The sequence below is a fragment of the Rhodococcus sp. MEB032 genome, from assembly GCF_030208925.1.
Taxonomy (GTDB): Bacteria; Actinomycetota; Actinomycetes; order Mycobacteriales; family Mycobacteriaceae; genus Rhodococcus_F; species Rhodococcus_F qingshengii.
In genome coordinates, this window is sequence record NZ_JARVSY010000025.1 from 82,400 (window position 1) to 106,746 (window position 24,347).

At 62.7% G+C, this 24,347-nt stretch carries 21 protein-coding genes and 2 tRNA genes; 16 read left to right on the top strand and 7 right to left on the bottom strand.

Annotated elements, in window-relative coordinates; genetic code table 11:
- Nucleotides 1-17: 17 nt before the first annotated feature.
- The 5 genes from ettA to QRN54_RS23225 all read left to right on the top strand — a co-directional run bounded on the left by ettA (nucleotide 18) and on the right by QRN54_RS23225 (nucleotide 8,163).
- On the top strand, nucleotides 18-1,697 hold the full coding sequence (gene ettA, locus QRN54_RS23205) for an energy-dependent translational throttle protein EttA (RefSeq protein ID WP_007730925.1): 1,680 nt from the start codon (nucleotides 18-20) through the stop codon (nucleotides 1,695-1,697).
- Between the two features lie 4 nt (nucleotides 1,698-1,701).
- A complete protein-coding gene (locus tag QRN54_RS23210) occupies nucleotides 1,702-2,121 on the top strand; it encodes an acyl-CoA thioesterase (RefSeq protein ID WP_003944475.1) in 420 nt (139 codons plus the stop codon).
- A gap of 99 nt (nucleotides 2,122-2,220) precedes the next feature.
- Nucleotides 2,221-7,068, top strand: coding sequence for an NAD-glutamate dehydrogenase (locus QRN54_RS23215; protein ID WP_285183132.1), 4,848 nt, complete (start codon nucleotides 2,221-2,223; stop codon nucleotides 7,066-7,068).
- Nucleotides 7,065-7,484, top strand: a complete 420-nt coding sequence (locus tag QRN54_RS23220; RefSeq protein ID WP_003944573.1) for an acyl-CoA thioesterase — start codon at nucleotides 7,065-7,067, stop codon at nucleotides 7,482-7,484. The genes QRN54_RS23215 and QRN54_RS23220 overlap by 4 nt, the downstream gene beginning before the upstream one ends.
- Nucleotides 7,477-8,163: a DUF8010 domain-containing protein gene (locus tag QRN54_RS23225; RefSeq protein WP_007730934.1), complete on the top strand. Its 687-nt coding sequence runs from the start codon at nucleotides 7,477-7,479 to the stop codon at nucleotides 8,161-8,163. The genes QRN54_RS23220 and QRN54_RS23225 overlap by 8 nt, the downstream gene beginning before the upstream one ends.
- 27 nt (nucleotides 8,164-8,190) lie before the next feature.
- Here the strand turns inward: QRN54_RS23225 and QRN54_RS23230 are convergent, their stop codons facing one another.
- A complete protein-coding gene (locus tag QRN54_RS23230; RefSeq protein ID WP_075833675.1) occupies nucleotides 8,191-9,789 on the bottom strand; it encodes a glycoside hydrolase family 13 protein in 1,599 nt (532 codons plus the stop codon).
- 170 nt (nucleotides 9,790-9,959) lie between these two features.
- Between QRN54_RS23230 and QRN54_RS23235 the strand changes: the two genes are divergently transcribed.
- On the top strand, nucleotides 9,960-10,388 hold the full coding sequence (locus tag QRN54_RS23235) for a cupin domain-containing protein (RefSeq protein WP_223304541.1): 429 nt from the start codon (nucleotides 9,960-9,962) through the stop codon (nucleotides 10,386-10,388).
- Between the two features lie 4 nt (nucleotides 10,389-10,392).
- Here QRN54_RS23235 and QRN54_RS23240 read toward each other — a convergent pair whose 3' ends face one another.
- Nucleotides 10,393-10,800 carry a globin gene (locus QRN54_RS23240; protein WP_003944464.1) on the bottom strand — a complete coding sequence of 136 codons (408 nt, stop codon included), beginning with the start codon at nucleotides 10,798-10,800 and terminating at the stop codon, nucleotides 10,393-10,395.
- Nucleotides 10,801-10,982: 182 nt separating this feature from the next.
- Between QRN54_RS23240 and QRN54_RS23245 the strand changes: the two genes are divergently transcribed.
- From QRN54_RS23245 to QRN54_RS23255, 3 genes are all read left to right on the top strand, one after another.
- Nucleotides 10,983-11,681, top strand: a complete 699-nt coding sequence (locus QRN54_RS23245; RefSeq protein ID WP_172403517.1) for an HNH endonuclease — start codon at nucleotides 10,983-10,985, stop codon at nucleotides 11,679-11,681.
- 146 nt (nucleotides 11,682-11,827) lie between these two features.
- A complete protein-coding gene (gene ctaJ / locus QRN54_RS23250) occupies nucleotides 11,828-12,091 on the top strand; it encodes an aa3-type cytochrome oxidase subunit CtaJ (protein ID WP_007730943.1) in 264 nt (87 codons plus the stop codon).
- Nucleotides 12,078-12,557 carry a DUF5130 domain-containing protein gene (locus tag QRN54_RS23255; RefSeq protein WP_003944512.1) on the top strand — a complete coding sequence of 160 codons (480 nt, stop codon included), beginning with the start codon at nucleotides 12,078-12,080 and terminating at the stop codon, nucleotides 12,555-12,557. Before ctaJ ends, QRN54_RS23255 begins: the two co-directional genes overlap by 14 nt.
- 68 nt (nucleotides 12,558-12,625) lie before the next feature.
- On the opposite strand, the gene pepN is transcribed toward QRN54_RS23255, so the two are convergent.
- Together pepN and QRN54_RS23265 are read right to left on the bottom strand one after the other, a co-directional pair.
- Nucleotides 12,626-15,205, bottom strand: coding sequence for an aminopeptidase N (pepN, locus tag QRN54_RS23260; RefSeq protein WP_285183134.1), 2,580 nt, complete (start codon nucleotides 15,203-15,205; stop codon nucleotides 12,626-12,628).
- Between the two features lie 65 nt (nucleotides 15,206-15,270).
- Entirely contained in the window at nucleotides 15,271-16,506 is a 1,236-nt protein-coding gene (locus QRN54_RS23265) for an NAD(P)/FAD-dependent oxidoreductase (protein WP_065456265.1), read from the bottom strand.
- 166 nt (nucleotides 16,507-16,672) lie between these two features.
- Between QRN54_RS23265 and QRN54_RS23270 the strand changes: the two genes are divergently transcribed.
- Nucleotides 16,673-17,296, top strand: coding sequence for a DsbA family oxidoreductase (locus tag QRN54_RS23270; protein WP_285183135.1), 624 nt, complete (start codon nucleotides 16,673-16,675; stop codon nucleotides 17,294-17,296).
- Here the strand turns inward: QRN54_RS23270 and QRN54_RS23275 are convergent.
- Complete coding sequence (locus tag QRN54_RS23275) at nucleotides 17,284-18,162, bottom strand: M48 family metallopeptidase (protein WP_042923839.1); 879 nt, start codon at nucleotides 18,160-18,162, stop codon at nucleotides 17,284-17,286. The genes QRN54_RS23270 and QRN54_RS23275 overlap by 13 nt on opposite strands.
- Nucleotides 18,163-18,262: 100 nt before the next feature.
- On the opposite strand from QRN54_RS23275, the gene QRN54_RS23280 reads away from it, so the two are divergent.
- Nucleotides 18,263-18,736, top strand: coding sequence for a ribose-5-phosphate isomerase (locus QRN54_RS23280; RefSeq protein WP_003944571.1), 474 nt, complete (start codon nucleotides 18,263-18,265; stop codon nucleotides 18,734-18,736).
- 15 nt (nucleotides 18,737-18,751) lie between these two features.
- A complete protein-coding gene (locus QRN54_RS23285) occupies nucleotides 18,752-19,549 on the top strand; it encodes an Fpg/Nei family DNA glycosylase (protein ID WP_003944531.1) in 798 nt (265 codons plus the stop codon).
- Here QRN54_RS23285 and QRN54_RS23290 read toward each other — a convergent pair.
- Together QRN54_RS23290 and QRN54_RS23295 are read right to left on the bottom strand one after the other, a co-directional pair.
- A complete protein-coding gene (locus QRN54_RS23290) occupies nucleotides 19,546-20,322 on the bottom strand; it encodes a DUF1542 domain-containing protein (RefSeq protein ID WP_285183184.1) in 777 nt (258 codons plus the stop codon). The two genes, QRN54_RS23285 and QRN54_RS23290, sit on opposite strands and share 4 nt — an antisense overlap.
- 192 nt (nucleotides 20,323-20,514) lie before the next feature.
- A tRNA-Gly gene (locus QRN54_RS23295) sits at nucleotides 20,515-20,588 on the bottom strand.
- Nucleotides 20,589-20,996: 408 nt separating this feature from the next.
- Here QRN54_RS23295 and QRN54_RS23300 point away from each other — a divergent pair.
- From QRN54_RS23300 to QRN54_RS23315, 4 genes are all read left to right on the top strand, one after another.
- Nucleotides 20,997-21,070 (top strand) — tRNA-Pro (locus QRN54_RS23300).
- A 115-nt stretch (nucleotides 21,071-21,185) separates the two neighbouring features.
- Nucleotides 21,186-22,559, top strand: coding sequence for a trigger factor (tig, locus tag QRN54_RS23305; RefSeq protein ID WP_007730958.1), 1,374 nt, complete (start codon nucleotides 21,186-21,188; stop codon nucleotides 22,557-22,559).
- Nucleotides 22,560-22,775: 216 nt separating this feature from the next.
- Nucleotides 22,776-23,363 carry an ATP-dependent Clp protease proteolytic subunit gene (locus QRN54_RS23310; RefSeq protein ID WP_007730960.1) on the top strand — a complete coding sequence of 196 codons (588 nt, stop codon included), beginning with the start codon at nucleotides 22,776-22,778 and terminating at the stop codon, nucleotides 23,361-23,363.
- A 48-nt stretch (nucleotides 23,364-23,411) separates the two neighbouring features.
- Nucleotides 23,412-24,074, top strand: coding sequence for an ATP-dependent Clp protease proteolytic subunit (locus QRN54_RS23315; protein ID WP_003944539.1), 663 nt, complete (start codon nucleotides 23,412-23,414; stop codon nucleotides 24,072-24,074).
- The last annotated feature ends 273 nt before the right edge of the window (nucleotides 24,075-24,347 follow it).

Consider the following 24,347-nt stretch of genomic DNA (forward strand, 5'->3'; position numbering starts at 1 on the left):
CCGATAGGCTGGCGGTCATGGCTGAGTTCATTTACACGATGAAGAAGGTGCGCAAGGCGCACGGTGACAAGGTCATCCTCGATGACGTCACGATGAGCTTTTACCCCGGCGCGAAGATCGGTGTCGTCGGACCGAACGGCGCTGGTAAATCCAGCATCCTCAAGATCATGGCCGGACTGGACCAGCCGGGCAACGGCGAGGCATTCCTGGCCCCGGGCGCGACCGTCGGCATCCTCATGCAGGAGCCGGAGCTCGACGAGACCAAGACCGTTCGCGAGAACGTCGAGGACGGTCTCGGAGAGACGATGGTCCAGCTCAAGCGGTACAACGAGATCGCCGAGCTGATGGCTACGGATTACTCCGACGAGCTCATGGAAGAGATGGGCGAGCTGCAGGAGAAGCTCGATCACGCAGATGCGTGGGAGATCGACTCGCAGCTCGAGCAGGCTATGGACGCCCTGCGCTGCCCCCCGCCGGAAGAGATGGTCACCCACCTCTCCGGTGGTGAGAAGCGACGCGTTGCGCTCTGCAAGCTGCTGCTGAGCAAGCCCGACCTCCTGCTCCTCGATGAGCCCACCAACCACCTCGACGCCGAATCTGTCCTGTGGCTCGAGCAGCATCTCGCTGCTTACCCCGGCGCAATCCTCGCCGTGACTCACGATCGCTACTTCCTCGATCACGTCGCGCAGTGGATCTGTGAAGTCGACCGCGGACGCCTGTACCCGTACGAGGGCAACTACTCCACCTACCTGGAGCAGAAGGCTGCACGCCTCGAAGTTGCCGGCAAGAAGGATCAGAAGCTGCAGAAGCGCCTCAAGGACGAGCTCGCATGGGTTCGTTCCGGCGCCAAGGCCCGCCAGGCCAAGAACAAGGCTCGTCTCGATCGCTACGAGGAAATGGCGAACGAAGCAGAGAAGACGCGCAAGCTCGACTTCGACGAGATCCAGATCCCGGCACCGCCGCGCCTGGGTGACGTGGTCGTGGAGGTCTCGAACCTCGACAAGGGCTTCGACGGTCGCGTGCTGATCAAGGATCTCTCGTTCACGTTGCCGCGCAACGGAATTGTCGGCGTCATCGGCCCCAACGGCGTCGGTAAGACGACGCTGTTCAAGACCATCGTCGGTCTCGAGGAGCCTGACGCCGGTGAGGTCAAGATCGGTCAGACGGTCAAGCTGAGCTACGTCGACCAGAACCGTTCCGGAATCGACCCCAAGAAGACGGTCTGGGAGACCGTGTCCGACGGGCTCGATTTCATCGTCGTCGGCCAGACCGAGTTCCCCTCGCGCGCGTACATCAGCTCGTTCGGTTTCAAGGGCCACGATCAGCAGAAGCCGGCCGGCGTCCTCTCCGGTGGTGAGCGCAACCGCCTGAACCTGGCGATGACGCTCAAGCAGGGCGGCAACCTGATCCTGCTCGATGAGCCCACCAACGACCTCGACGTCGAAACCCTCGGCTCGCTGGAGAACGCTCTCGAAGAGTTCCCCGGCTGCGCCGTCGTGATCTCGCACGATCGCTGGTTCCTGGACCGGACCTGTACCCACATCCTCGCGTGGGAAGGTGGCTTCGGCGACAACGAGGCAGCTTGGTACTGGTACGAGGGCAACTTCGAGGGCTACGAGGCGAACAAGGTCGAGCGACTCGGCCCCGACGCCGCACGCCCGCACCGCGTGACTCACCGCAAGCTCACCAGGGACTGATCCGGTGTCCGACGTATACACGGCGCAAATCCAGGTCCGGTGGGGCGATTCCGACCGGTTGGGTCACGTCAACAACACGCGTTACGTCGAGTACATGCAGGAAGCGCGCATCCAGTTCCTGGAAGCGAAACTGGCGCCGCTCGGCGGCCGGCCGGGATACCTCGTGGTTCGAAAGATGACCGTCGAGTTCCTCAAGCCGGTCACCGATCGGTCCGGTCCCTTGAATGTGGAGATCTTCACGACTCACGTCGGGACTTCCTCGTTCACGGTTCGGCACGTCATCCGTGACAACGCGGGTGTCGAATGCGCTTTCGGCGACGCGTTGATGGTCGGATTCGACACGGTGTCCGAAAAGTCCAGACCGCTGGCGGACAGCGAACGCGCGGTGCTCGAAGCATCGCTTGTTCAGATGACGACATCGTAGATTTCGTTTCTCAGTTCACCCTAGGTACTGGTTGCCGCGGCTAGTCTCGAGTCAGAGATTGGTCGCGGCGATCAGAACCCACAAGGATGTGAGCCAGCAATGACAGACCGTGTACGGCAGCAGGGCACAGGCCTCGACGAAGCGACGTTGTTGACGCGTCTTCGCGAGGCCTTTTTCACGCATATCGACGAGGGTGACAGCGACGACGTCATCAACGGTCGATCGGATCGAGTCCTGCTCGCGCATCTTGCGCTCGGGAGGCAGCGGACCCCGGGCACGGCCGTATGGCGTGTGTACCGCCCGTCAGGATCCGAGGGTCTCGGCGCTGCCGTCCAGATCGTCACCGACGACATGTCGTTGCTCGTCGAGTCCGTTACCGCGATGCTCAACCGACAAGGTGTGGGAATCAGTCAATTCGCCCATCCGATCCTGACGGTTGAACGCGATGACTCGGGCAATCTGATGTCCTTGGGCGACAGCGGTATCCAAGAATCCTGGATGCACGTCCAGTTGGACTCCGAAGTCGAGGATTCCGCTCTCGACGCGATCGAAGCACACCTCGGCAAGGTGCTCGCGGACGTCCGCCAGGTGGTTGGTGACACCCCGGACATGAAGGCATTGCAACTGCGCGTTGCCGACGAGTTGGAGAGTGCCGCAGAAACTGCCTCCGGGAGGATCACCCCCGAAGAATTCTCCGACACCGCCCGGCTGCTGCGGTGGATGGCGGACGGAAACTATGCCGTGCTCGGATACCGGCGGTTCGAGGGCACGAAGGACGGTTCACGCACGGTAGCCGGCAGTGGACTCGGCGTGCTGCGCTCCGACGCGGTCACCGAAGGCCCGATGAGTTTGCCTCCAGTTGCAGATCTCCCGGATCGACCGCTTCTGGTCCTGACGCAGGGATCGTTCCCCGCCACGGTGCACCGCGCTGTCTACCCGTACTTCGTGGGTGTCTCGATCCTCGACGACGAGGGAAACATCGTGGGGGAGCACAGATTCCTGGGTGTGTTCACCGTGGTCGCACTCCACGAGAACGTCCTCGCGATTCCTCTGATCGAGCGCCGCGTCCGCGAGGTCATCGCGCGTGCCGGTGTCGACCTGCATTCGTACTCCGGTCAGGCGATGCTCGAGGTCATCCAGTCGTTCCCACGCACCGAGTTGTTCTCGAGCGACGCCGAGACCTTGTTCGAGACCGTCCACGCCGTGCACAGCATCGGGCTGCGTCGACAGGTGCGACTCTTTGTCCGCGAGGACACGTTCGGACGCTTCGTGTCCTGCTTGGTGTACCTACCCCGCGACCGGTACACGACGCGGGTGCGACTGGCGATGCAAAACCTGCTGTGGCGCGAATTCGGACCAGGCACAGTCGATTACACCGCCCGGGTTACCGAGAATGATCTTGCGCTGTTGCACGTGACGATCCGGCGCGATCCGGACAGTGAGCCGGTTCATCTGGATGTCTCCGAGGCCAACCGCGAGCGAGTTCAGGCTCTGTTGACCGAAGTCAGTCGTAGCTGGGACGACCGCATCAACGACCTTGTTCGTGAAAGTCCGGGTGTGGATCCGGAACTGGTGCAGCGGTATTCGCGGGTGCTTCCCGATGGATACAAGGAGGACTTCGAACCGTCACGCGCGTTGGCCGATATCGCCAGACTCGAGGCGTTGGCGCCAGGCGCGATCGACGTACTGCTCTATCGTGCTGTGGACTCCGCGCCCGGTGCCTGGCGCTTCACGCTCTTCGTCGGCGGCGACGGTATCTCGTTGAGCCAGGTGCTACCGGTGCTGCAGTCACTCGGCGTCGAAGTTCTCGACGAGCGGCCGCACGTCGTGCAGCGACTCGACGGCGTTCAGTGCTGGATCTACGATTTCGGATTGTCGGTACCGGCGGATCTTCGGGCGTCGGTCGAGATCGACCTCGATGCGCAGGTGCCGCTCGAGACCAGTACCGCCCCGCTGACCGAGGTCCAGAAGCGATTCACGGCTGCATTCGGTGCAGTCTGGTTCGGCCGGGCCGAAGCTGACCGATTCAACGAGTTGGTGCTGCGGGCCGGAATGTCCTGGCGGCAAGCCGTGGTGCTGCGTGCTTACACAAAGTATCTGCGCCAGGCCACATTTCCATACAGTCAGTTCCACATCGAAGGAATCGCGCTTACACACCCGCAGACCGCGTTTGCATTGGTGCAGTTGTTCGAGGCGATGTTCGACCCCGAGAAGCAGGACGACATTCGCGTCGCCGAATTGGACGAGCAGTTGCGTGCGTCCATCGACGAGGTACTCAGCTTGGATGCCGATCGCATTCTGCGTGGAATGTTCTCCTTGGTGAAGGCGACCTTGCGTACCAATTTCTACGTCGTCGACGCCGATGGCCGCTCTCGCGACTACCTGTCGGTCAAGCTCGATCCCTCACGGATCAGCGAGTTGCCCAAGCCGCGGCCGGCTTTCGAGATCTACGTGTACTCACCCGAGGTCGAAGGCGTCCACCTGCGATTCGGCGCAGTCGCGCGCGGCGGGCTCCGCTGGTCCGACCGGCGCGAGGATTTCCGCACCGAGGTGCTCGGCTTGGTGAAGGCTCAGGCCGTCAAGAACGCGGTGATCGTGCCGGTCGGCGCCAAGGGCGGCTTCGTCGTGAAGAATCCGCCTCTGCCGACGGGCGATCCGGCCGTTGATCGAATGGCGACGCTGGAAACCGGCAAGGCCTGCTACACCACGTTCATCTCCGGATTGCTCGACATCACCGACAACGTGCACGCGGCTACCGGCGAAGTTGTGACGCCGGATCGAGTGGTGTGCAAGGACGATCAGGATCGCTACCTGGTGGTCGCCGCGGACAAGGGCACGGCGACGTTCTCGGATCTCGCCAATTCGGTTGCCGCCAAGTACGACTTCTGGCTCGGCGACGCGTTTGCCTCCGGTGGCTCCGTGGGATACGACCACAAGGGCATGGGTATCACCGCTCGCGGCGCCTGGGAAAGCGTCAAGCGGCACTTCCGCGAACTCGGGGTCGACACGCAGACGCAGGATTTCACGACGGTAGGCGTCGGCGACATGAGCGGAGACGTGTTCGGCAACGGAATGCTCCTCAGTCGGCACATCCGTCTGGTGGGCGCGTTCGATCATCGACACATCTTCCTCGATCCGAACCCGGATGCAGCGAGCTCGTTCGTCGAACGTCAACGACTTTTCGAGTTGCCACGGTCGTCATGGGCCGACTACGACAAGAGCCTGATCAGTGAAGGTGGCGGCGTATGGGACCGCACGGTCAAGTCGGTTCCGATCGCCGAAAGCGTCCGGATCGCACTGGGTCTGGCCGAGGGGGTCACGAAGCTCTCGCCGCCGGAATTGATGCAGGCGATTCTGTCGGCACCGGTGGATCTGCTGTGGAACGGCGGAATCGGTACATACGTCAAAGCGTCGACCGAGACCAATGCGCAGGTTGGCGACAAGAGCAACGACGCCGTGCGTGTCGACGGTCAAGATCTGCGGGTCAAGGTGATCGGGGAGGGCGGCAACCTCGGCGTCACTGCTCTGGGAAGAATCGAGTTCAGCGCCAGCGGCGGTCACATCAACACCGACGCCATCGACAACTCGGCCGGCGTCGACTGCTCCGATCACGAAGTGAACATCAAGATTCTTCTCGATTCGCTCGTGCGTTCGCAGTTACTGCCCACGCAGGAACGGAATCCGTTGCTGGCGTCGATGACCGACGACGTGGCGGCGCTGGTGTTGGCGGACAACATTGCTCAGAACGCGCTGCTCGGAATCTCCCGCGTGACCGCTTCTCAGATGCTCGGTGTTCACCGCCGTCAGTTGACGGATCTGACCAAGGCACGTGGCCTTGACCGCAAACTCGAGGCGTTGCCGACCGACAAGGAGATCGAGCGTCGACTCGAGGCCGGTGTGGGTCTGACGTCGCCGGAATTGGCGACGCTGACGGCGCACGTGAAGCTTTCACTCAAGGACGATCTGCTCGCAACCGAGTTGCCGGACAACGATTTCTTCGCCCAGCAGATCCCGCAGTACTTCCCGACCGCTGTTCGCGATCGGTTCGAAACGGAGATCAAGGCACACCCGTTGCGGCGGCAGATCGTCGCGACGATGCTCGTGAACGAAGTGATCGACAACGGCGGAATCACGTACGCCTACCGCTTGGCCGAGGAGACCGGAGCGAGCAGTACGGACTCGATCCGTGCCTACGCCGCTGTGCGAGAGGTGTTTGCGCTCGACGAGGTGTGGTCGCGAATCCGCTCGGCGGGCGTCAGTGCAGAGATCGAAAACGAGTTGATCGTTGAGTCGTGCCGCTTGCTCGACCGCGCGTCGCGGTGGTTCCTGGCCAATCGGCCCCAGCCGATCGCCGTCGGCGCCGAGGTTGCGCGTTACTCGGCGGCGTATCGGGCTACGGCACCTCTGGTCCCGGGGCTGCTTGCGGGCCATCAACTCGACGATCTGCTGGTGCGGGCTCAATCGGTGATCGATCGCGGGGCTCCGGAAGCGTTGGCGCTGGACGTGTTCCGACTGCTGGATGTCTACTGCCTGCTCGACATCGCGGATATCGCCGACATCGCAGATCACGACATCACCGAAGTCGCGGAGCTGTACTACGCCTTGGACGCGCATCTGGGAATCGACTGGTTGCTGAGCGCGGTCTCGGGACTCGAGCGCGGCGATCGATGGCACTCGCTCGCGAGGCTCGCGTTGCGAGACGACCTCTACAGTTCGCTTCGGCAGCTGACGATGGAGGTTCTGGCCGGCGGCGAGCCGGGGGAGTCGCCGCAGGAGAAGATCGACGAATGGGAGTCGACCAACGCCTCGCGTCTGAGCCGGGCGAGGGCAGCTCTCGTCGAGATCTTCGAGTCTGGGACGCTTGACCTCGCGACGCTCTCGGTGGCGGCGCGTCAGGTTCGTAGCATGGTGCGCAGCATGGGCACCCGATCGGAGGTAGGACGTTGAGCGAAGGATTCCACGCCGAAGTTGTGGTTCGGTGGTCCGACATGGATGCCTTCCAGCACATCAACCACGCACGGATGGTGACGTTGCTCGAAGAGGCGCGGATTCCTTGGTTGTTCGAAGACTCGCGCCCGACGGTCACCCTGCGTGACGGGGCCGTGATTGCCGATCTCCATGTGCGGTACCGCGGCCAACTGCGGCACGACGATTCGCCGCTCGACGTCTTCATGTGGGTGGAAAAGGTGCGCGCGGTGGACTTCACCATCGCGTACGAGGTTCGCCCCCGCGGTGCGGATCTCAGTGTCCCGCCGTCCATCGTGGCGTCGACTCAGATCGCGGCCTTCGATATCGACACTCAACGTTTGCGTCGCCTCAGCGGGCCCGAGCGCGAGTACTTGGAGAGCTGGCAACGTGCATGAACGTGTACTGACCGTGCCCGAGGAGGCCGAGCGAAAGAACTTGGCCGGCTTCATCGGTCATGCCTTGCGTTTGGACGAGTCCACGGTCATCCGGATGCGTCGACGCGGAGATGCTCACCTGAGCGTTTGGGCGTCAACGGGTTTCGACGCTCTCGCTACGCGAACCGTGGCGGGCACCATCAACCCTGACGACACCTCGGCTGCCGGCGATCAGTTGCTCTCGGCGGTGGAGCAGGCGACAAGTGAGCTGATCGATCCGGGGTTCGCCATGGATTCGGCGTGGCGTGGGGCGTTGCCGCCGATGGACGGCTTCGAGCACCTGGACGACGTACCCGCCCGGGTGCTGATCGAACTGGCGCAGCGGGGCAACGCCTTGGCACTGGAGCATGGAAGTAGTCACGGTCCGCCGGCGTCGTTGCTCGATCAGGACGTGCTCGAGGTCAGTGGTCCGTCCGGCACGGTCGGGATCTCGATGCGGGTTATTTTTGCCTTGACCGCAATGGGATTCGTTCCGCACGCCGGGTCCGAGGCGATGACCGCCGACATCGACCTCGAGCAGATCGACGCCTCGGAACTGGTTCGGGTGCGGGCGAGCAAATCCTGGGTGCGGCTCGATGCACGGTTCGGTTCGATCTACCGTCACCGCGGTGGTTCGATACCGCTGATGGTCGCACGATAGGAGTTCAGGTGGCGGGTGCGTGTTCTCTCAGATCAGCCACGCCGCAGCGTTGACGGGTAGTTGACCGTCGACGAGTGGTGCGCTGCTCAACAGCAGCTGCCCGTTCGGCAGTGCGATCGGCACCTCCGTGGTGTTGAGAGCACAGATCAGACCACCGCGTCGACGGAAAGCGAGGCAGCCGGGGGGACTGCCGTACCAATCGATGTCGGCGCCGGAGAACTCCGGCCTGGCGCTACGAAGTTCGAGGGCGGCGCGATAAAGCGAGAGCATCGAGTCGACGTCCTCGATCTGCGCCTCCACCGTGAGTGTCGACCACTCGCGTGGCATCGGCAACCAGGTGCTCGCACCGGTGGTGAATCCGAACGGGGGTTCGCTTCCTTCCCACGGAAGGGGCACTCGGCAGCCGTCGCGTCCTCGCTCGGCATGTCCGGATCGTTCCCAGACCGGGTCCTGTAGTGCCTCGTCGGGCAGGTCGACGTTCGGCAGGCCGAGTTCGGCTCCGTTGTAGATGAAGCTCGCGCCCGGAAGCGCCAGTTCGACGAGGATCATCGCCCGTGCGCGTTGGGTTCCGATCTCACCCCCGCCGTAGCGCGTGACTTCACGTTCGACGTCGTGATTCGACAGCGTCCACGTGGGCACACCCCCGACCTCGGCGACGGCCGCAAGAGAGTTCTCCACGGCCTCCCGGACGGACTCGGCGGAGAATTCGGTTTCTGCAAGTCGGAAGTTGAATCCGAGATGCAGTTCGTCTGGCCGGATGTATTCGCCGAACTTCTGGTTGTCCTTCACCCAGATCTCGCCGACGGTCATCGCCTCCGGGAACTCGTCCATGACCTTGCGGATGCCGCGGTGGATTTCGTGAACTGCCGGGTTGTTGAACCGCGGGTCGTCGTCGGAATTGCGCATGAGCTCGTTGAGCTCCCAGTCGTGGTCCGGCAAACCGTCGGGCTTGGCCATTCCGTGGGCCACGTCGATGCGGAATCCGTCGATTCCGCGCTCGAGCCAGAAGCGCAGAGTCTTGGCGAGGTCGTCGAAGACCTCGGGGTTGTCCCAGTTCAGGTCGGGCTGTTCCTTGGCGAAGATGTGCAGGTACCACTGGCCGGGTGTTCCGTCGGCTTCGGTGACACGGGTCCACGCCGGGCCGCCGAAGATGCTCGGCCAGTTGTTCGGCGGTTCGTTGCCGTTCTCACCTTTGCCGTCTCGGAAGATGTAACGGGATCGCTCCGCCGAATCGGGCGCCGACGCCAGGGCTGCCTTGAACCACTCGTGCTGATCACTCGTGTGGTTCGGGACCAGGTCCATCGTGACCTTGATTCCGCGTTCGTGGGCTGACGTGATCAGCGAATCCATCGTCGCCAGATCGCCGAACAGGGGATCGATGTCGCGAGGATCCGAGACGTCGTAGCCGTGGTCTGCCATCGGTGACTTCATCACCGGGCTCAACCAGATTGCATCGATGCCGAGCAGTTCGAGGTAGCCGAGTTTCTCCTCGACTCCGCCGAGGTCGCCGATACCGTCGCTGCCCGAATCGGCAAAAGAACGCGGATAGATCTGATAGAAGACCGCCTCGTTCCACCACGGGGCTTCGGGCCGGCTTACAGAGGACGAATCCGCGGGGGTGCTCACAGCAGTTCATAGTGCCAAACGTCTGGCACTCTCACGACTTGGACACGGCAAAAGCGTGACTCTTTACCTAGCCTTGGTGTACTTTGCATTCACGCGGTGACACCATGTGGCAACTTTGGTGTTACTGCCGGGGGAGAAGTATTCGGGAATTCAACCAAGGGGGCTTGGCCTTGACTTTGTCGGCAATCGAAGCGGTCAGTTTGGATCATGTACTGCTCGAAGATGATCCCATCAACCGCGACTGGATAATCTTCGGCACACCGGTTGCACGGTCGGCGCAATGGTCGGCGAGTAAAGACGGGACCACGACTACACACGTCTGGGATTGCACGAAGGGGCGCTTCCGCTGGTACTTCCACGCGGACGAAATCGTGCACATCATCGAAGGGTCGGTCACCGTTCAGGCCGACGGAATCGCCGAGCGAACCCTGAGTGTCGGCGATGCCGCACTCTTCCGTGCGGGCAGTTGGTCGGAGTGGGAGGTCGAAGAGTACGTGCGCAAGCATGCAATCTTGAGTTCGCCCCTGCATCCCACGGTGTCGTTCGGGGTACGAGCAGTCCGCCGGGTCGCGCGCGTGGTCAGGCCGAAGGCTAGGTAGACGGTCAGATAGCGGAGTTCACCATGGACGCGGCAGCCATCTCCATGTAGTCGATCAACTGCTTGCGGTGCACCGGGCTCAGAGTCTTCTCGTCGATGGACGCGATGGCGACGTGCATGCACCGCAGCCACGCATCACGCTCGATCGGGCCGATCACGAATGGATTGTGGCGCATCCGCAGACGCGGGTGTCCACGCTCCTCCGAGTACGTGTGCGGTCCGCCCCAGTACTGCTCGAGGAACATCCGCATCCGCCGCTCGGCCGGGCCGAGATCGGCCTCGGGGTAGAGCGGGCGCACAACCTCGTCCTTCGCGACCTCTTCGTAAAATCGCGCGGTGAGCTTGTGAAACGTCTCGGCTCCGCCGACGGCGTCGTAGAAGGTCTGCTGCACGTCGTGCTGTACGTCATTCATGGCAAGTTCCATTGTGCCTGACGGCCGTAGTGGTCGGTTTCCGGGTCGACGACGGTTGTATCGAGTCGGAGTGCGTACCCATTCACCGGAAATTCACCGGCCGTCCTGGCAATTTTGTTCGAAATGGGAGTGCGTAACGCGATCATCCGTGGTCAACTTGGGGGCAGTCTCCCGGAGGTCGTATGAAGAACCGACATGCTGCACGCAATCACCGACAACTCCAGCCCACTAGCGCGCGGAACGACCACGCGTTAGGGGCTGTTCTGGAAGTTGTTCCTGACGGGTTCGCGCACACTACCGACCCACTCTTTTCCGACGAGCATTCTCACCTCGAGATGTTCCCTCCCGATCGCGTCGTCCCCGAGTGGGTGAAACGTCGGGTGCTACTGCTCAACGTCACGTACGAACCGCTGACCGCCCTTCCTGCCAGGCGCGCGGTCGTACTGATGGCCTGCGGCAAGGCCGATACCGTCCACGAGGACGAACAGGGCCCGGTAGTCCATTCCGCGGACTGGTCGGTGCAGGTTCCCTCGGTCATTCGATTGCGCACCTACGTGCGCGTTCCATATCGCGCCCGCATCCCCATGACTCGTGCCGCGCTGATGCATCGTGACCACTTCCGATGTGCGTACTGCGGAGCCAAAGCCGAAACCATCGACCACGTCGTTCCTCGCAGCAGAGGTGGCGGGCATTCGTGGGAGAACTGCGTCGCTTGCTGTGCCCCCTGCAATCACCGCAAGGCCGACAAGATGCTCAGCGAACTCGGATGGACCCTCCGTGCGGAATTGGTCCCGCCGTCCGGACCGCACTGGCGTCTGCTCGCGGCGACCAAGGAATTGCATCCGGCGTGGATGCCTTATCTCGGCGTGGGCGCAGCCTGAGCTATGTGTCGGCGTGGGCGCAGCCTGAGCTATGTGTCGGCGTGGGCGCAGCCTGAATTGAGTTCTAGCGTCACCGAAACGAAATTGCCCGAGAATTTGTGGCCCTGACGCTTTCCTTCCTGGCGTTCTGGGCTACGTTATCTGGTGTGAGCATTCTCGAGGTAGTACTGATATACGTTGGGATTCCGGCCTTGATCACCGCGTTCTTCGCGGCTGCGTCCTTCCTCGGGAAGAAGACGCCGGGACCGGTTCCGCCGGCGTTCCATCTCGGTGAGTCGTGGGATCACGCTCCCGTGCTGTGGAGTGCTGTCGACGAGGTCACCGTTCGCGGTGGCCATCACGGCAGTGCACACGCAATCGAAGCCGGTTCGGCTGATCTGATCGGAGGGTCCGCAAGTGGCAAGTGGTGATCATTCGACCGCGCTCGCAGTAGCGCCCGAGGACCTGCCCGTCGGCAGCGTCGTCACGTCCAGTGGACGCGTATCCGGTGTGCATCGCATCGGCGAGCCGTTCACCGACGATCTTCCGTTCGAGACCATGGATCTGGTCGCGCTCGACGTCGCGATGACCGAAGCGACGCGGGCCACCAAGGTGCGGTTCAACGCGTACGTCGGTGATCTCGGTTCCGATCCGGCAGCGGGTGCCGACGCATTGTTCCCGACCACGCCCGAAGCCGAGCGTTCCGTCCTGATCGCCGTTTCGCCCAACCAGCGCACCGTCGAGGTTCGCAGCGGTCGGGCAATCGCCGATCGGGTCACCGATCGTGTTACCCAGCTCGGAGCAACGGCAGCTGTTGCATCATTCAGTGAAGGCAACCTGATCGACGGACTGATCAGCGCTATCCGCGTTATGGCAGCCGCGATTTCAGCGCCCTGACTTGTAAGACACTGGCCGGTGCTCGCTTCGATTCGTGAGAATCGAAGCGAGCACCGGCCTTTCGCATGTCAGCTCGCGTCGAACTTTCGTGCTGCGAGTGAACGAACCACGCCGGCCTGACCTTCGACGACCAGGCGACGCAACGCGGGAGGGATGTCGCCTTCGAGGAACCGGTCTGCTGCCGCTACGGATTCGTCCGAGATCGACCACGACGGGTACAGCCCGATGACGACCGTCTGTGCCACTTCGCTCGAGCGTCGTTCCCACACCGCCGCGATATCGGCGAAGTAGCGGGAGACGAAGGGCTCGAGCAATTCGTCCTGGCCTTCGCGAGCGAACCCGCCGATGATCGATCGCGCGGTGATGTTGGGCACGGAGTCGTCGCCGACGACCTTTGCCCAGACCTCTTCCTTGACAGCGACCTGCGGACGTCCGGCCGCGGCCGCCGCGGCTTGACGAGCGCCCGCAGCGGTCGGGTCACGCTGAGCTTCGGCGTCGATGAATGGAGTTGCGGTTCCTTCGGCGTCGATCTCACCGGCGGCCGCGAGTGCCCCGACGATGCGCCAGCGCAGGTCCGTGTCGACGATCAGGCCGTCGAGCCCAACGGTGGAGGGATCGGCGTCGAGCAATTCGCGCAGTACCTCGGTGTGCCACGGGGAGAGTGCTGCGCCGGTGAGTGCGTTGACGAATGCCAGCTGGTGGTCGGACCCGGCCTCTGCCTCACGCGCGAGTTCGAGCAACCGATTGGCGAAGCTCGCCGCGCCTTCGGCCTCGGCCCAGGCCGGATCTGCGTAGGAGCCGATGGCGGTTTGGGCTTGGAGCAAGAGACGTTGCACCACACCGACTTCAGTCTCCGAACTGATGCCGCGCTCGACCAGCGCGACGAAGTCGCGTGCCTTCAGTTCGGCTTGACGGGTCATTTCCCACGCCGCCGACCAGACCAGGGTGCGGGGGAGTGAATCGGTGATGTCGCCGACCCGCTCGATCGCCGTCGCCAACGATTCGGGATCGAGTCGCACGGAGCCGTAGGTGAGATCGTCGTCGTTGACCAACACGAGTGCACCGCGGGCGACGCCGACAAGTTCGGGGACATCCGTGCTTTCCACGGCATCGAGGTCGAGTTCGACGCGATGGCTTCGCACCAACTTGCCGTCGACGTCGTCGTAGATTCCGATGGCGATCCGGTGGATTCGACGCTCCCCGGCGCCTGGTGCAGCACCGTCCTGCAGGACGGCGAAGCGGGTGAACTTTCCGTCTGCGTCGACATCGAAGTCGGGGCGCAGGATGTTCAAACCGGTGGTCTTGAGCCACTGCCGACCCCAGTCGGAAAGGTCACGGCCCGAGGACTTTTCGAGTGAGCCCAGCAGATCGTCGAATGTTGCGTTTCCGAATGCGTGCTCACGGAAGTACTCACGCAGTCCGGCGAGGAACGGTTCGAGTCCGACGTATGCCACCAACTGCTTGAGGACGCTGGCGCCCTTCGCGTACGTGATGCCGTCGAAGTTCACCTCGACGGCGGCCAGGTCCGGAATGTCCGCGGCAATCGGGTGCGTCGACGGCAACTGGTCCTGGCGGTACGCCCACGACTTCTCGACGTTGGCGAACGTCGTCCAGGCGTTCGCGTACTCCGTGGCCTCGGTCTGGCACAGGACCGAAGCGAAGGTCGCGAACGACTCGTTGAGCCACAGGTCGTCCCACCACGCCATCGTGACGAGGTCGCCGAACCACATGTGCGCCATTTCGTGCAGGACCGTTTCGGCACGACGCTCGTACGAGTAGCGGGTCACCTTGGAGCGGAAGACGTAGTCCTCGAGGAATGTCACGGCGCCGGCATTCTCCATCGCGCCGGCATTGAATTCGGGGACGAAGAGCTGGTCGTACTTACCGAAAGCATAGGGAACACCGAAGTTGCGGTGATAGAAGTCGAATCCCTGCTTGGTCTCGGTGAACAGTCGCTCCTCGTCCATGAACTCGGCCAGTGAAGCGCGGCAGAAGATTCCGAGCGGGATGTCGCCGTGCTCGTCGGAGTAGTTGTCGGTCCACTGCGCGTAGGGACCGGCGATGAGCGCCACCAGGTACGTGCTCATCTTCGGGGTGGTCCGGAAAACGTGCTTGCCGGGATCGGCGGCAAGGGTCTCGACGACCGCGGAGTTGGAGATGACCTTCCACGACGTGGGAGCGGTGACGCGGACGTCGAACGTGGCCTTGAGATCAGGCTGATCGAAGCACGCGAACATGCGCTTGGCGTCAGCCGTCTCGAACTGTGAATAAAGGTAGACGGCGTCATCGGTCGGGTCGACGAATCGGTGCAGCCCTTCGCCGGTGTGGGAGTAGATGCAATCGGCATCGATGACCAACTCGTTGTCGGCAGCGAGGTCGGGCAGACTGATGCCCGTCGACTCGTCGTAGCCGGAGACGTCGAGCGCGGTGCCGTTGAGGACCGCGGAATGGACTCTGGCCGCGACGATGTCGATGAAGCTGCTTGCTCCGGCCGTGGCGGTGAACGTGACGGTGGTCTTCGAGGAGAACGTCTCCTCGCCGGGTGCGTCTTTGCCGTCGGTGAGATCGAGTTCGATCAGGTAGTTCTCGACGGTCAGGATTGCTGACCGTTGCGCTGCGGTTTCGCGTGTCAGGTTCGGTGCGACCACAAAGATCTCCTCGTAGATGGTGCGGATCTATTACGTCCATCCCATCACGAAGAGAACGACTTCACTCAAGCGGACACTTCTGCCAGCGGAATCTCCGGGTCGGCCAACCGCTCCGGATCGACGGGACGCGAAGACGCGACCAATTCCTTGATGGCGTCACCGGCATCCCAGATGTTCACGTTCATTCCGGCGAGCACCTTGTTCGCGGAATCCAGCCAGAATGCCAGGAACTCGCGCTTGTCGACGTCGCCGCGAGTGACGACACGGGAGTAGCCGCCGTGCGGTGCGTGACCTACGTATTCCATTCCGAGGTCGTACTGATCGGTGAAGAAATACGGCATGCGGACGTACTCGGCGGGCCGTCCCAACATGGTCTCTGCGGCCGTCTCGGGTTGGTTGAGTGCGTTTGCCCAGTGCTCCACCCGAATTCGTGCATTCAGAATCGGATGCTGTGCGGCCGCGATGTCACCCACTGCGACCACGTCGGGGTCGCTGCTCTGCAGACCGGCGTCGACGAGAACCCCGTTCTCGACGTCGATACCCGCCTCCGATGCCAACTCGGTGTTCGGCAATGCGCCGACAGCGATCAACACGGCGTCGGCCGGAATCACGGTTCCATCGCTCAAAGTGACGCCCGAGGCGTGACCGCCGTCGACAGAGATTGCAGTGACGTCCGTGCCGGTGCGTAAGTCCACCCCGTTCTGGCGGTGCAGCGCGGCGAAGACCTCACCCATTTCCGGGCCGAGGGTCGATTCGAGCGGAAGGCCGGCATGTTCGAGCACGGTGACCTCGACGTCGAAACCGCGAGCCGACGCGGCAATTTCGAGGCCGATCCAGCCGGCACCGACCACGACGAGCTTCTTGTCGGCGGCCAGGGTGCGCAGCAGCGCGGCGGCCTGATCGACTGTTCGCACGTAGTGAACGCCCTCGGCGTCGGATCCCGGGATGTCGAGGCGCCGCGACCGCGAACCGGTGGCCAAGGCGAGCTTGTCGTAGCTGATCGTGGAACCGTCCGGAAGTGACACGGTGTGCGCAGCGGGGTCGATGGCCGTTGCCGTCGTTCCCGGGCGAAGATCGACATGATGGTCGCGGAACCACTCGCCGTCGTGGACGGTGAATTCGGGGAGCGTCTTCTTGCCGGCGAAGAACTCTTTCGACAGCGGCGGACGCTCGTACGGGAGGTGGTCTTCTTCACTCAGTACGGTGATCTCACCGTCGAAATCTCTGTCACGCAGGGCTTCTGCGATCTTTGCGCCCGCGAGCCCGCCGCCGACGATCACGAATCTCCGGTTGGTGCTCATTACTGAACCACTCCTTCGTACTCGTTTCTTTTCGACACTACTGCGATCGGGAGGTGGTTCGGGGGAAAGCGCGGGAAGGATTGCGGGTTCATGATTGTTGGCAGAACGGGAGTATGTCCCCGAACTGATATGACCTGACCGACATGAACTGATAGGGAGTTTCTTCGTGAGCGTAACCTCGAGCAAGACCACGGACACTGCTGACTTCTGGTTCGATCCGCTCTGCCCGTGGTGCTGGATCACCTCACGCTGGATTCTCGAGGCCCAGCAGGTACGCGACATCGAGGCCAAGTTCCACGTGATGAGCCTTGCGGTTCTCAACGAGGGCCGTGACCTTCCCGACGATTACCGGGAGATGATGACCAAGGCCTGGGGCCCGGTCCGTGTCGCCATCGCTGCAGCGCAGCTGAAGGGTGACGAGATCCTGCTGCCGCTGTACACGGCTATGGGGACGAAGATTCACAACGAGGGCAACAAGGACTTCGCCGACGTCATCAAGTCGTCCCTCGCCGAGGTCGGCCTGCCACCTGAACTGGCCGAGGCCGCCGACACCGACAAGTACGACGAGGCTCTGCGCGAGAGCCACCACAAGGGCATGGACGCCGTCGGACCCGACGTCGGAACCCCGACGATCCATGTCAACGGTGTGGCGTTCTTCGGCCCCGTGCTCTCACGCATCCCGCGCGGCGAGGACGCAGGCAAGGTGTGGGACGGCGCAGTCGCGCTGGCCGGCTACCCCCACTTCTTCGAGCTCAAGCGGACCCGCAACGAGGATCCTCAGTTCGACTGAGCGGCAGTGAGCGCCGGATTTCGGTAGAGCTGACCCGGCCGGAAGAACAGATGCCCTGAGTGCGTGCGGTTGCGAAGCGCAGCCGCACGCCAGGTCAGCACCGGATGCGACGACAAGATGTTGACGAACCACGGGAAGAACCCGGATTCGAGTGTCGCCCGATCGGCCAGTTCGTCGAACCCGACCAGACCCACCAGATACTTTCCCGCGCCTAGGACGCCCATCGCGCCCGGTGCACCCTGCGGACGCATGTGAAAGCCGAAGTTGTCCGCCGTGTACTCCATGGACCGCGACAGCGAAGACCCGATCACCGGAATGTAGTTCGACGCGAACTGTCCCCACTGGCGCCAGTACGACGCATGCCCGGCAGCGATGTGGCCGACCTCGTGGCCGATGATGAATGCGAGCGCATCGGGCTCGCGTGCCTGCCCACCGACTTCGAACAGGTCGCTGTAGACGACGACGAAACGGCGAAATCCGTGCCCCGACGCGAACGCGTTGATCCGTCCGTTCCCCAGCACGACGTAGGCATCCGGCGGAGTTTTCATGCCGAACCGTGCCGCAGCCTCGGCAACCAGCTGATACCCCTCCGGAAACTGTGAAGGCGTCATCTTGATTCCGTTGACCTGTTGCGATCCGTACAGCTGACCTCGCGCGAGGAACAGCAGGATCGGAGCCGCGAGCACCACGAGGATCCACGTCGACAGATCACCCGCAGCGATCAGAACGATCGCCACCACATAAGTGACGACCGTCGTCAGCACCGCGAGCACGAGTAGCGGGATTTCCCACGGGTGGCGAACGGCGTCACTGCCCGGTGACACACGAACGGCGGGTGCAGCGGCCTGGCCGTTGACGGGGTACATGGGCACCACGATAGGTGTGCTCGCGCGGCAATGCGTGTTCCTGAAAGTGTGACGTCGACCCGGGTGCGCCCGGCTGGTCGGGCCTGAGAGAATTGTCGCCATGCGCGTATACCTGGGTGCCGACCATGCCGGATTCGAACGTAAGAACGAGATCATCGAACACCTGAAAGCGAACGGCCACGAGGCCATCGACTGTGGTGCTCACGAGTACGACGCCGTGGACGACTACCCGGCTTTCTGCATCGAAGCCGCAAAGCGCGTCGTCGCCGACGAAGGCAGCCTGGGAATCGTCCTGGGTGGCAGTGGCAACGGCGAGCAGATCGCAGCGAACAAGGTTCCCGGCGCACGGTGCGCCCTCGCTTGGAGCGTCGAAACGGCGAAGCTGGCACGTGAGCACAACAACGCTCAGCTGATCGGCATCGGCGGGCGTATGCATTCCCTCGAGGAATCGCTTGCCATCGTCGACGCTTTCCTCGCCACCGCATGGTCGGGTGAAGAGCGCCACCAGCGTCGTATCGACATCCTGTCCGAGTACGAGAAGACCGGCGTCGCACCGGCTCTGCCGCAAGCCTGATCCGAAAGTTGTTCCGTGCCTGAAGGTCATACCCTGCACCGGCTGGCACGGTTGCATGCCCGCAAGTTCGTCGGTTCACCGGTCCGCGTCCTCAGTCCGCAAGGCAGATTCGCCGAGGACGCGCGCCTGGTGGACGGACACGTACTCACGTCCTCGGATGCCTGGGGAAAGCACCTCTGGCACACGTACGACAACGGTCTGACAGTTCACGTACACCTCGGGTTGTACGGAAAGTTCACCGACGCCGCCCTGCCGATGGAAGAACCGGTAGGTCAGGTCCGGATGCGTATGGTCGGTGCCGATTTCGGCACCGACCTTCGTGGTCCCACCGCCTGCGAAGTCCTGCTACCTCCTCAGGTCGCCGCGATCGAGGCCAGACTCGGGCCGGACCCACTGCGCCGCGACGCGGATCCAGAGAAGGCCTGGTTGCGAATCTCCAAGTCCAAGACGGCAATCGGCGCCCTGCTGATGGACCAGGCGGTCCTGGCGGGTGTCGGCAACGTCTATCGCGCCGAACTTCTCTTTCGTCACGGAATCAACCCTGAACGACCGGGGAATCTCGTCTCTCACGGCGAGTGGACCGCCATGTGGGCAGACCTAGTCGAATTGATGAAAGTCGGCGTCAGACGGGGGAAGATGCACGTCGTTCGCGCCGAGCACGACAACGGAGATCCGGCGTACGCGAAGGATCGTCCGCGTACCTATGTCTACAGAAGAGCAGGATCGCCGTGCCGCGTGTGCGGCACACCGATCCTGCATTCCGTCATGAAGGCACGAAACCTGTTCTGGTGCCCGGTCTGTCAGTCGGCTTAGAAGTCGAAGCCGCCGAAGTCCCCGCCGCCCCCGAAATCCATTCCGCCTCCGTCGCCACCAGACCAGTCGCTTCCGCCGTCAGCGGTGTAGTCCGTGTTGTCGATACTTCCTTGGTCGGCGCCGGGATCACCGGCGTCCATACCCTGATCTCCCGAGTCACCGGAGCCTGTGTCGGCGCCGGGATCGCCACCCTGGCCGAAAGCCTCTGCGCCGTAAGGAACCCCGGCCATGCCGGAGAACATGGTCGAAAACAGCATCATCGAACCCAGACCCCAGGCGCCGGCGACGAGTGCAGGCTTCCACCAGGGTTCGGAGTACCAGCCGGCCGGGACCGGGCGTCCGGCGACTCGGCCACCGGGGTAGTAGTTGGGTGTGTGCGACGACGGATTGGGTGATGCCGCGACCTTGCGGCCCTCGAATTCGACCTCACGGTCTTCGGTGACCGAACCGGCAGCCTTCTGTCCGTCGATGGAAGGAACTTCCGGTCCCGGATCCATGCCCATCGCCACCCGTGCCGCGCGGATGTAGTAAAGCCCTTCCAGTGCAGTCTGTTTCGCGAGACGTGCTTGGACCGGCGTTGCGGCCTGATCGATCTGCGAGCCTGCGGCGTTGTACCGTTCGGCCGCGTCGGCGAGGGCTTGGCGCGACGCGTCGTCACTGCCGGTCAGGTTGTAGACCTGACCGCCGAGGCGTTCGATCGACTGCCGGGCATCGGCTTTCGCATCGTCGAGTTGTGTTGCGCTGTGGCCGGAACCGCGTTGCTGGCTTTTCATGACCAGGAATACGACTACGGCCAGAACGACGAGTATGAGAAGAATCGTGGTCACGTGGCCTCCCGAGCAGAATCGATCCGGACAACTCCAGGATACGGACCGCAGGGGAGTGGTCTGAGTGGACAAAGTCGGAATACAAAAAATCCGCACCGGCTGGGCCGATGCGGATCTTTTGTGGAGTTTCCCTCCTGATGGAGGGGATGACGGGAATCGAACCCGCGTGATCAGTTTGGAAGACTGAGGCTCTACCATTGAGCTACATCCCCGTGCATACGACAACTCGGGATCGCCGTGTTCGTCGTCTGCGATACGAAACTGTACCCAATGCCCCACCGGATTTCATAATCGGGGGGTCGGAGAAGTTCGAGACCGTCGTTCACCTGGGGAATTGGCGAATTGCTCGGCGAGTTGGGGTGTCTCGGCCGCAGGCGCGACTTCTGATTCCGGCTTTGAATGGCAGTTGAGGCAAGGCTGTATGTGGCTGCCGTATGTGGCTGCCGTCGGATGACATACTGACGGGGTCGACAGCCGGGCCGTGTACAAATGGCGGTCGGGTTCGTGAGAGAGTAGTGAGCGCGATAGGGTTGTGCGCGGTCACCGATGGTGGCTGCCTTTGTGGCCCGCTGTCTTAGTGGCCTCGGATGGCCGTATCGTGTGTTTCATGTGATCGGAAACGGGATGTAGCGCAGCTTGGTAGCGCATCCGCTTTGGGAGCGGAGGGTCGCAGGTTCAAATCCTGTCATCCCGACAAGTACGTACATGGCACTTCACCTCCAGTAAGTCCGGGAGTGAAGTGCCGCGCCAGACAGCAGTACCGATTCAACACAAGTTGTGAGCAAGACCAGACGAAGGAGCGAAGTTTCGTGAAGAGCACCGTCGAGCAGCTCAGCCCGACGCGAGTCCGTATCAACGTTGAGGTGCCCTTCGCGGAACTCAAGTCTGATTTCGACAAGGCCTACAAGGCCCTCGCGCAGCAGATTCGTCTCCCCGGCTTCCGTCCCGGCAAGGCTCCGGCCCGCCTCCTCGAAGCGCGTGTCGGTCGTGGCGCTGTGCTCGAGCAGGTCGTCAACGACGCTCTGCCGTCGCGTTACTCCGAGGCTGTCACCAGCGCCGGCGTGAAGGCCATCGGCCAGCCCGAGATCGAGGTCACCAAGATCGAAGACGGCGAGCTCCTCGAGTTCACCGCCGAGGTCGACGTGCGCCCCGAGATCGAGCTCCCTGACTTCAGCTCCATCAACGTCGAGGTCGATCCGATCGAGATCACCGACGAAGCTATCGAAGAGCAGCTGCTTTCGCTGCGTCAGCGTTTCGGTACCCTCACCGGCGTCGACCGCGCAGTCGAGGACGGCGACTTCGTCTCCATCGATCTGTCGGCCACCGTCGACGGCGAGAACGTTGCCGAGGCAACCGCGAGCGGACTGTCGCACGAGGTCGGTTCGGGCCAGCTCATCGAGGGCCTCGACGAAGCCATCATCGGCCTCAAGGCGGGGGAGTCCAAGGACTTCACGTCGACGCTGGTCGCCGGCGAGTACGCAGGCAAGGAAGCTGTTGTCACCGTGACCGTGCAGACGGTCAAGGAGCGTGAGCTTCCGGCTGAGGACGACGAGTTCGCTCAGCTCGCCAGCGAGTTCGACACCCTGGAAGAACTGAAGGCTGACCTCCGTGAGCGCGTCGCACGCGTCCGCAAGGTCGAGCAGGCCGGTCAGATCCGCGACAAGGTTCTCGAGCAGCTGCTCGAGACCGTCGAGGTTCCGTTGCCGGAGGCTGTCGTCAAGGCTGAGGTCGACGCTGCACTGCACGACGCCGTTCACGGTCTCGATCACGACGAAGAGGCACTGAACAAGCTCCTCGAAGAACAGGGCAGCAGCCGCGAAGAGTTCGACAAGGATGCACAGGAAGCCGCTGAGCGCTCCGTCAAGACGCAGCTCTTGCTCGACTCGATTGCCGATGCGGGCAACGTCACCGTCGGTCAGGACGAGCTCACCGAGCGCATCCTGTTCCAGGCGCAGCGTTACGGCATGGCTCCTGAGCAGTTCATCCAGCAGATCCAGCAGGCCAACCAGCTCGGCGCCGTCTTCGCAGACGTCCGTCGTGGCAAGGCTCTCGCGTCCGTCGTCGAGTCGGCCGGTGTCAAGGACACCTCCGGCGCAGTTGTCGACACCGCAGAGCTGTTCGGCAGCAGTGAGGCCGAAACCGAAGCGGACGAGTCTGATTCCGCCGAGAGCGAAGACAAGTAAAAACGCAGGCGGACGGGTGTTTTCACCACGATCGACTGCACTGAGTTTTCCGCTTTGAGCGAAGTAGGGCGGCACCGGGACTCCGGTGCCGCCCTACTTCGTTACTGTCTGTGTCAGTAGAAGTGTTTCGCATAGACGATCCACCGCACAAGTAGATCCACATAGAAGGCAGGTACCGTGACTTCCAATCACCTGGAGACTTTGCAGAGTCCCGCCATGACTTCAGCGACCGCTGGGTTGAACCTCAGCGACTCGGTGTACGAGCGCTTGCTGCGAGAGCGCATCATTTTCCTCGGTACCCAGGTCGACGACGACATCGCCAACAAGCTGTGCGCACAGATCCTGCTGCTCTCGGCCGAGGACCCGACGCGAGACATCTCGCTCTACATCAACTCGCCCGGTGGATCCGTGACCGCAGGTATGGCGATCTTCGACACGATGCAGTTCGCCGAGTGCGACATCGCCACCTTCGGCATGGGCCTTGCGGCGTCGATGGGTCAGTTCCTGCTCTCGGCAGGCACCAAGGGCAAGCGCTACGCACTGCCTCACGCCCGCATCATGATGCACCAGCCGTCCGCCGGCATCGGTGGTTCCGCCAGTGACATCGCGATCATGGCCGAGCAGTTCAAGCACACCAAGCGCGAAATGGCCGAGCTGATTGCTCAGCACACCGGCCAGACGGTCGAGCAGATCACCGCGGACTCCGATCGTGACCGTTGGTTCACGGCGAAGGAAGCTCTCGAGTACGGCTTCGTCGACCACGTCGTCTCCCGTGCGAATCAGGCCGGCGGCACCGGCAACTGAGCCGGTTCGCCCGTCCTTTCGCTGCCCAATTCATACTTTGGAGAACTGATGACCAATCTTTTCGGAGCTAACTCGCTGGGCGGCCAGGCGCCGTCGGGCCCCCAATCGCGTTACATCCTGCCCCAGTTCACGGAGCAGACCAGCTACGGCGTCAAGACGTCCGACCCGTACAACAAGCTGTTCGAGGAGCGCATCATCTTCCTCGGCTCGCAGGTCGACGACGTGTCCGCCAACGACCTCATGGCGCAGTTGCTGGTTCTCGAATCGCAGGATCCGGACCGCGACATCACGATGTACATCAACTCGCCCGGTGGTTCTTTCACCGCGCTGATGGCGATCTACGACACGATGCAGTACGTCCGTGCCGACATTTCCACCGTCTGCCTCGGTCAGGCTGCTTCGGCAGCTGCCGTGCTTCTGGCCGGCGGTACGCCGGGCAAGCGCTTCGCGCTCCCCAACTCGCGCATTCTGATCCACCAGCCGGCTACGGGCGGCATCCAGGGTCAGGTTTCCGATCTGGAGATCCAGGCTGCGGAGATCGAGCGTATGCGTCGGCTCATGGAGAGCACGCTGTCGCTGCACACGGGTAAGGATCCGGAGACCATCCGCGTCGACACCGATCGCGACAAGATCCTCACGGCCGAGCAGGCCAAGGAGTACGGCATCATCGACGACGTGCTGGCTTACCGGAAGCTCAGCGCACAGAAGTAGTCGATTTCCGCCTCGTGTCGAGGATCTGTTACCCGATTCCCGACACGAGGCGGACACGTCGAGAAGTGCCTGGTGGAGCGCTTGCCAGGCTGAAATCTCGACTCTTTTCTTTTTTATCCGCAGACGAAACGCCGAGAACAGGTCGACCCCGTTCGGGATCTGCGGGTACCGTCACTTCACGGGCTGGTTCTCGACCGGCGTTCTGCGATTGTTCGACCAGATTTGTTCGATCAGTTTGTCTGATCTGACAACTACCGAAGTACTGCGGAGCGT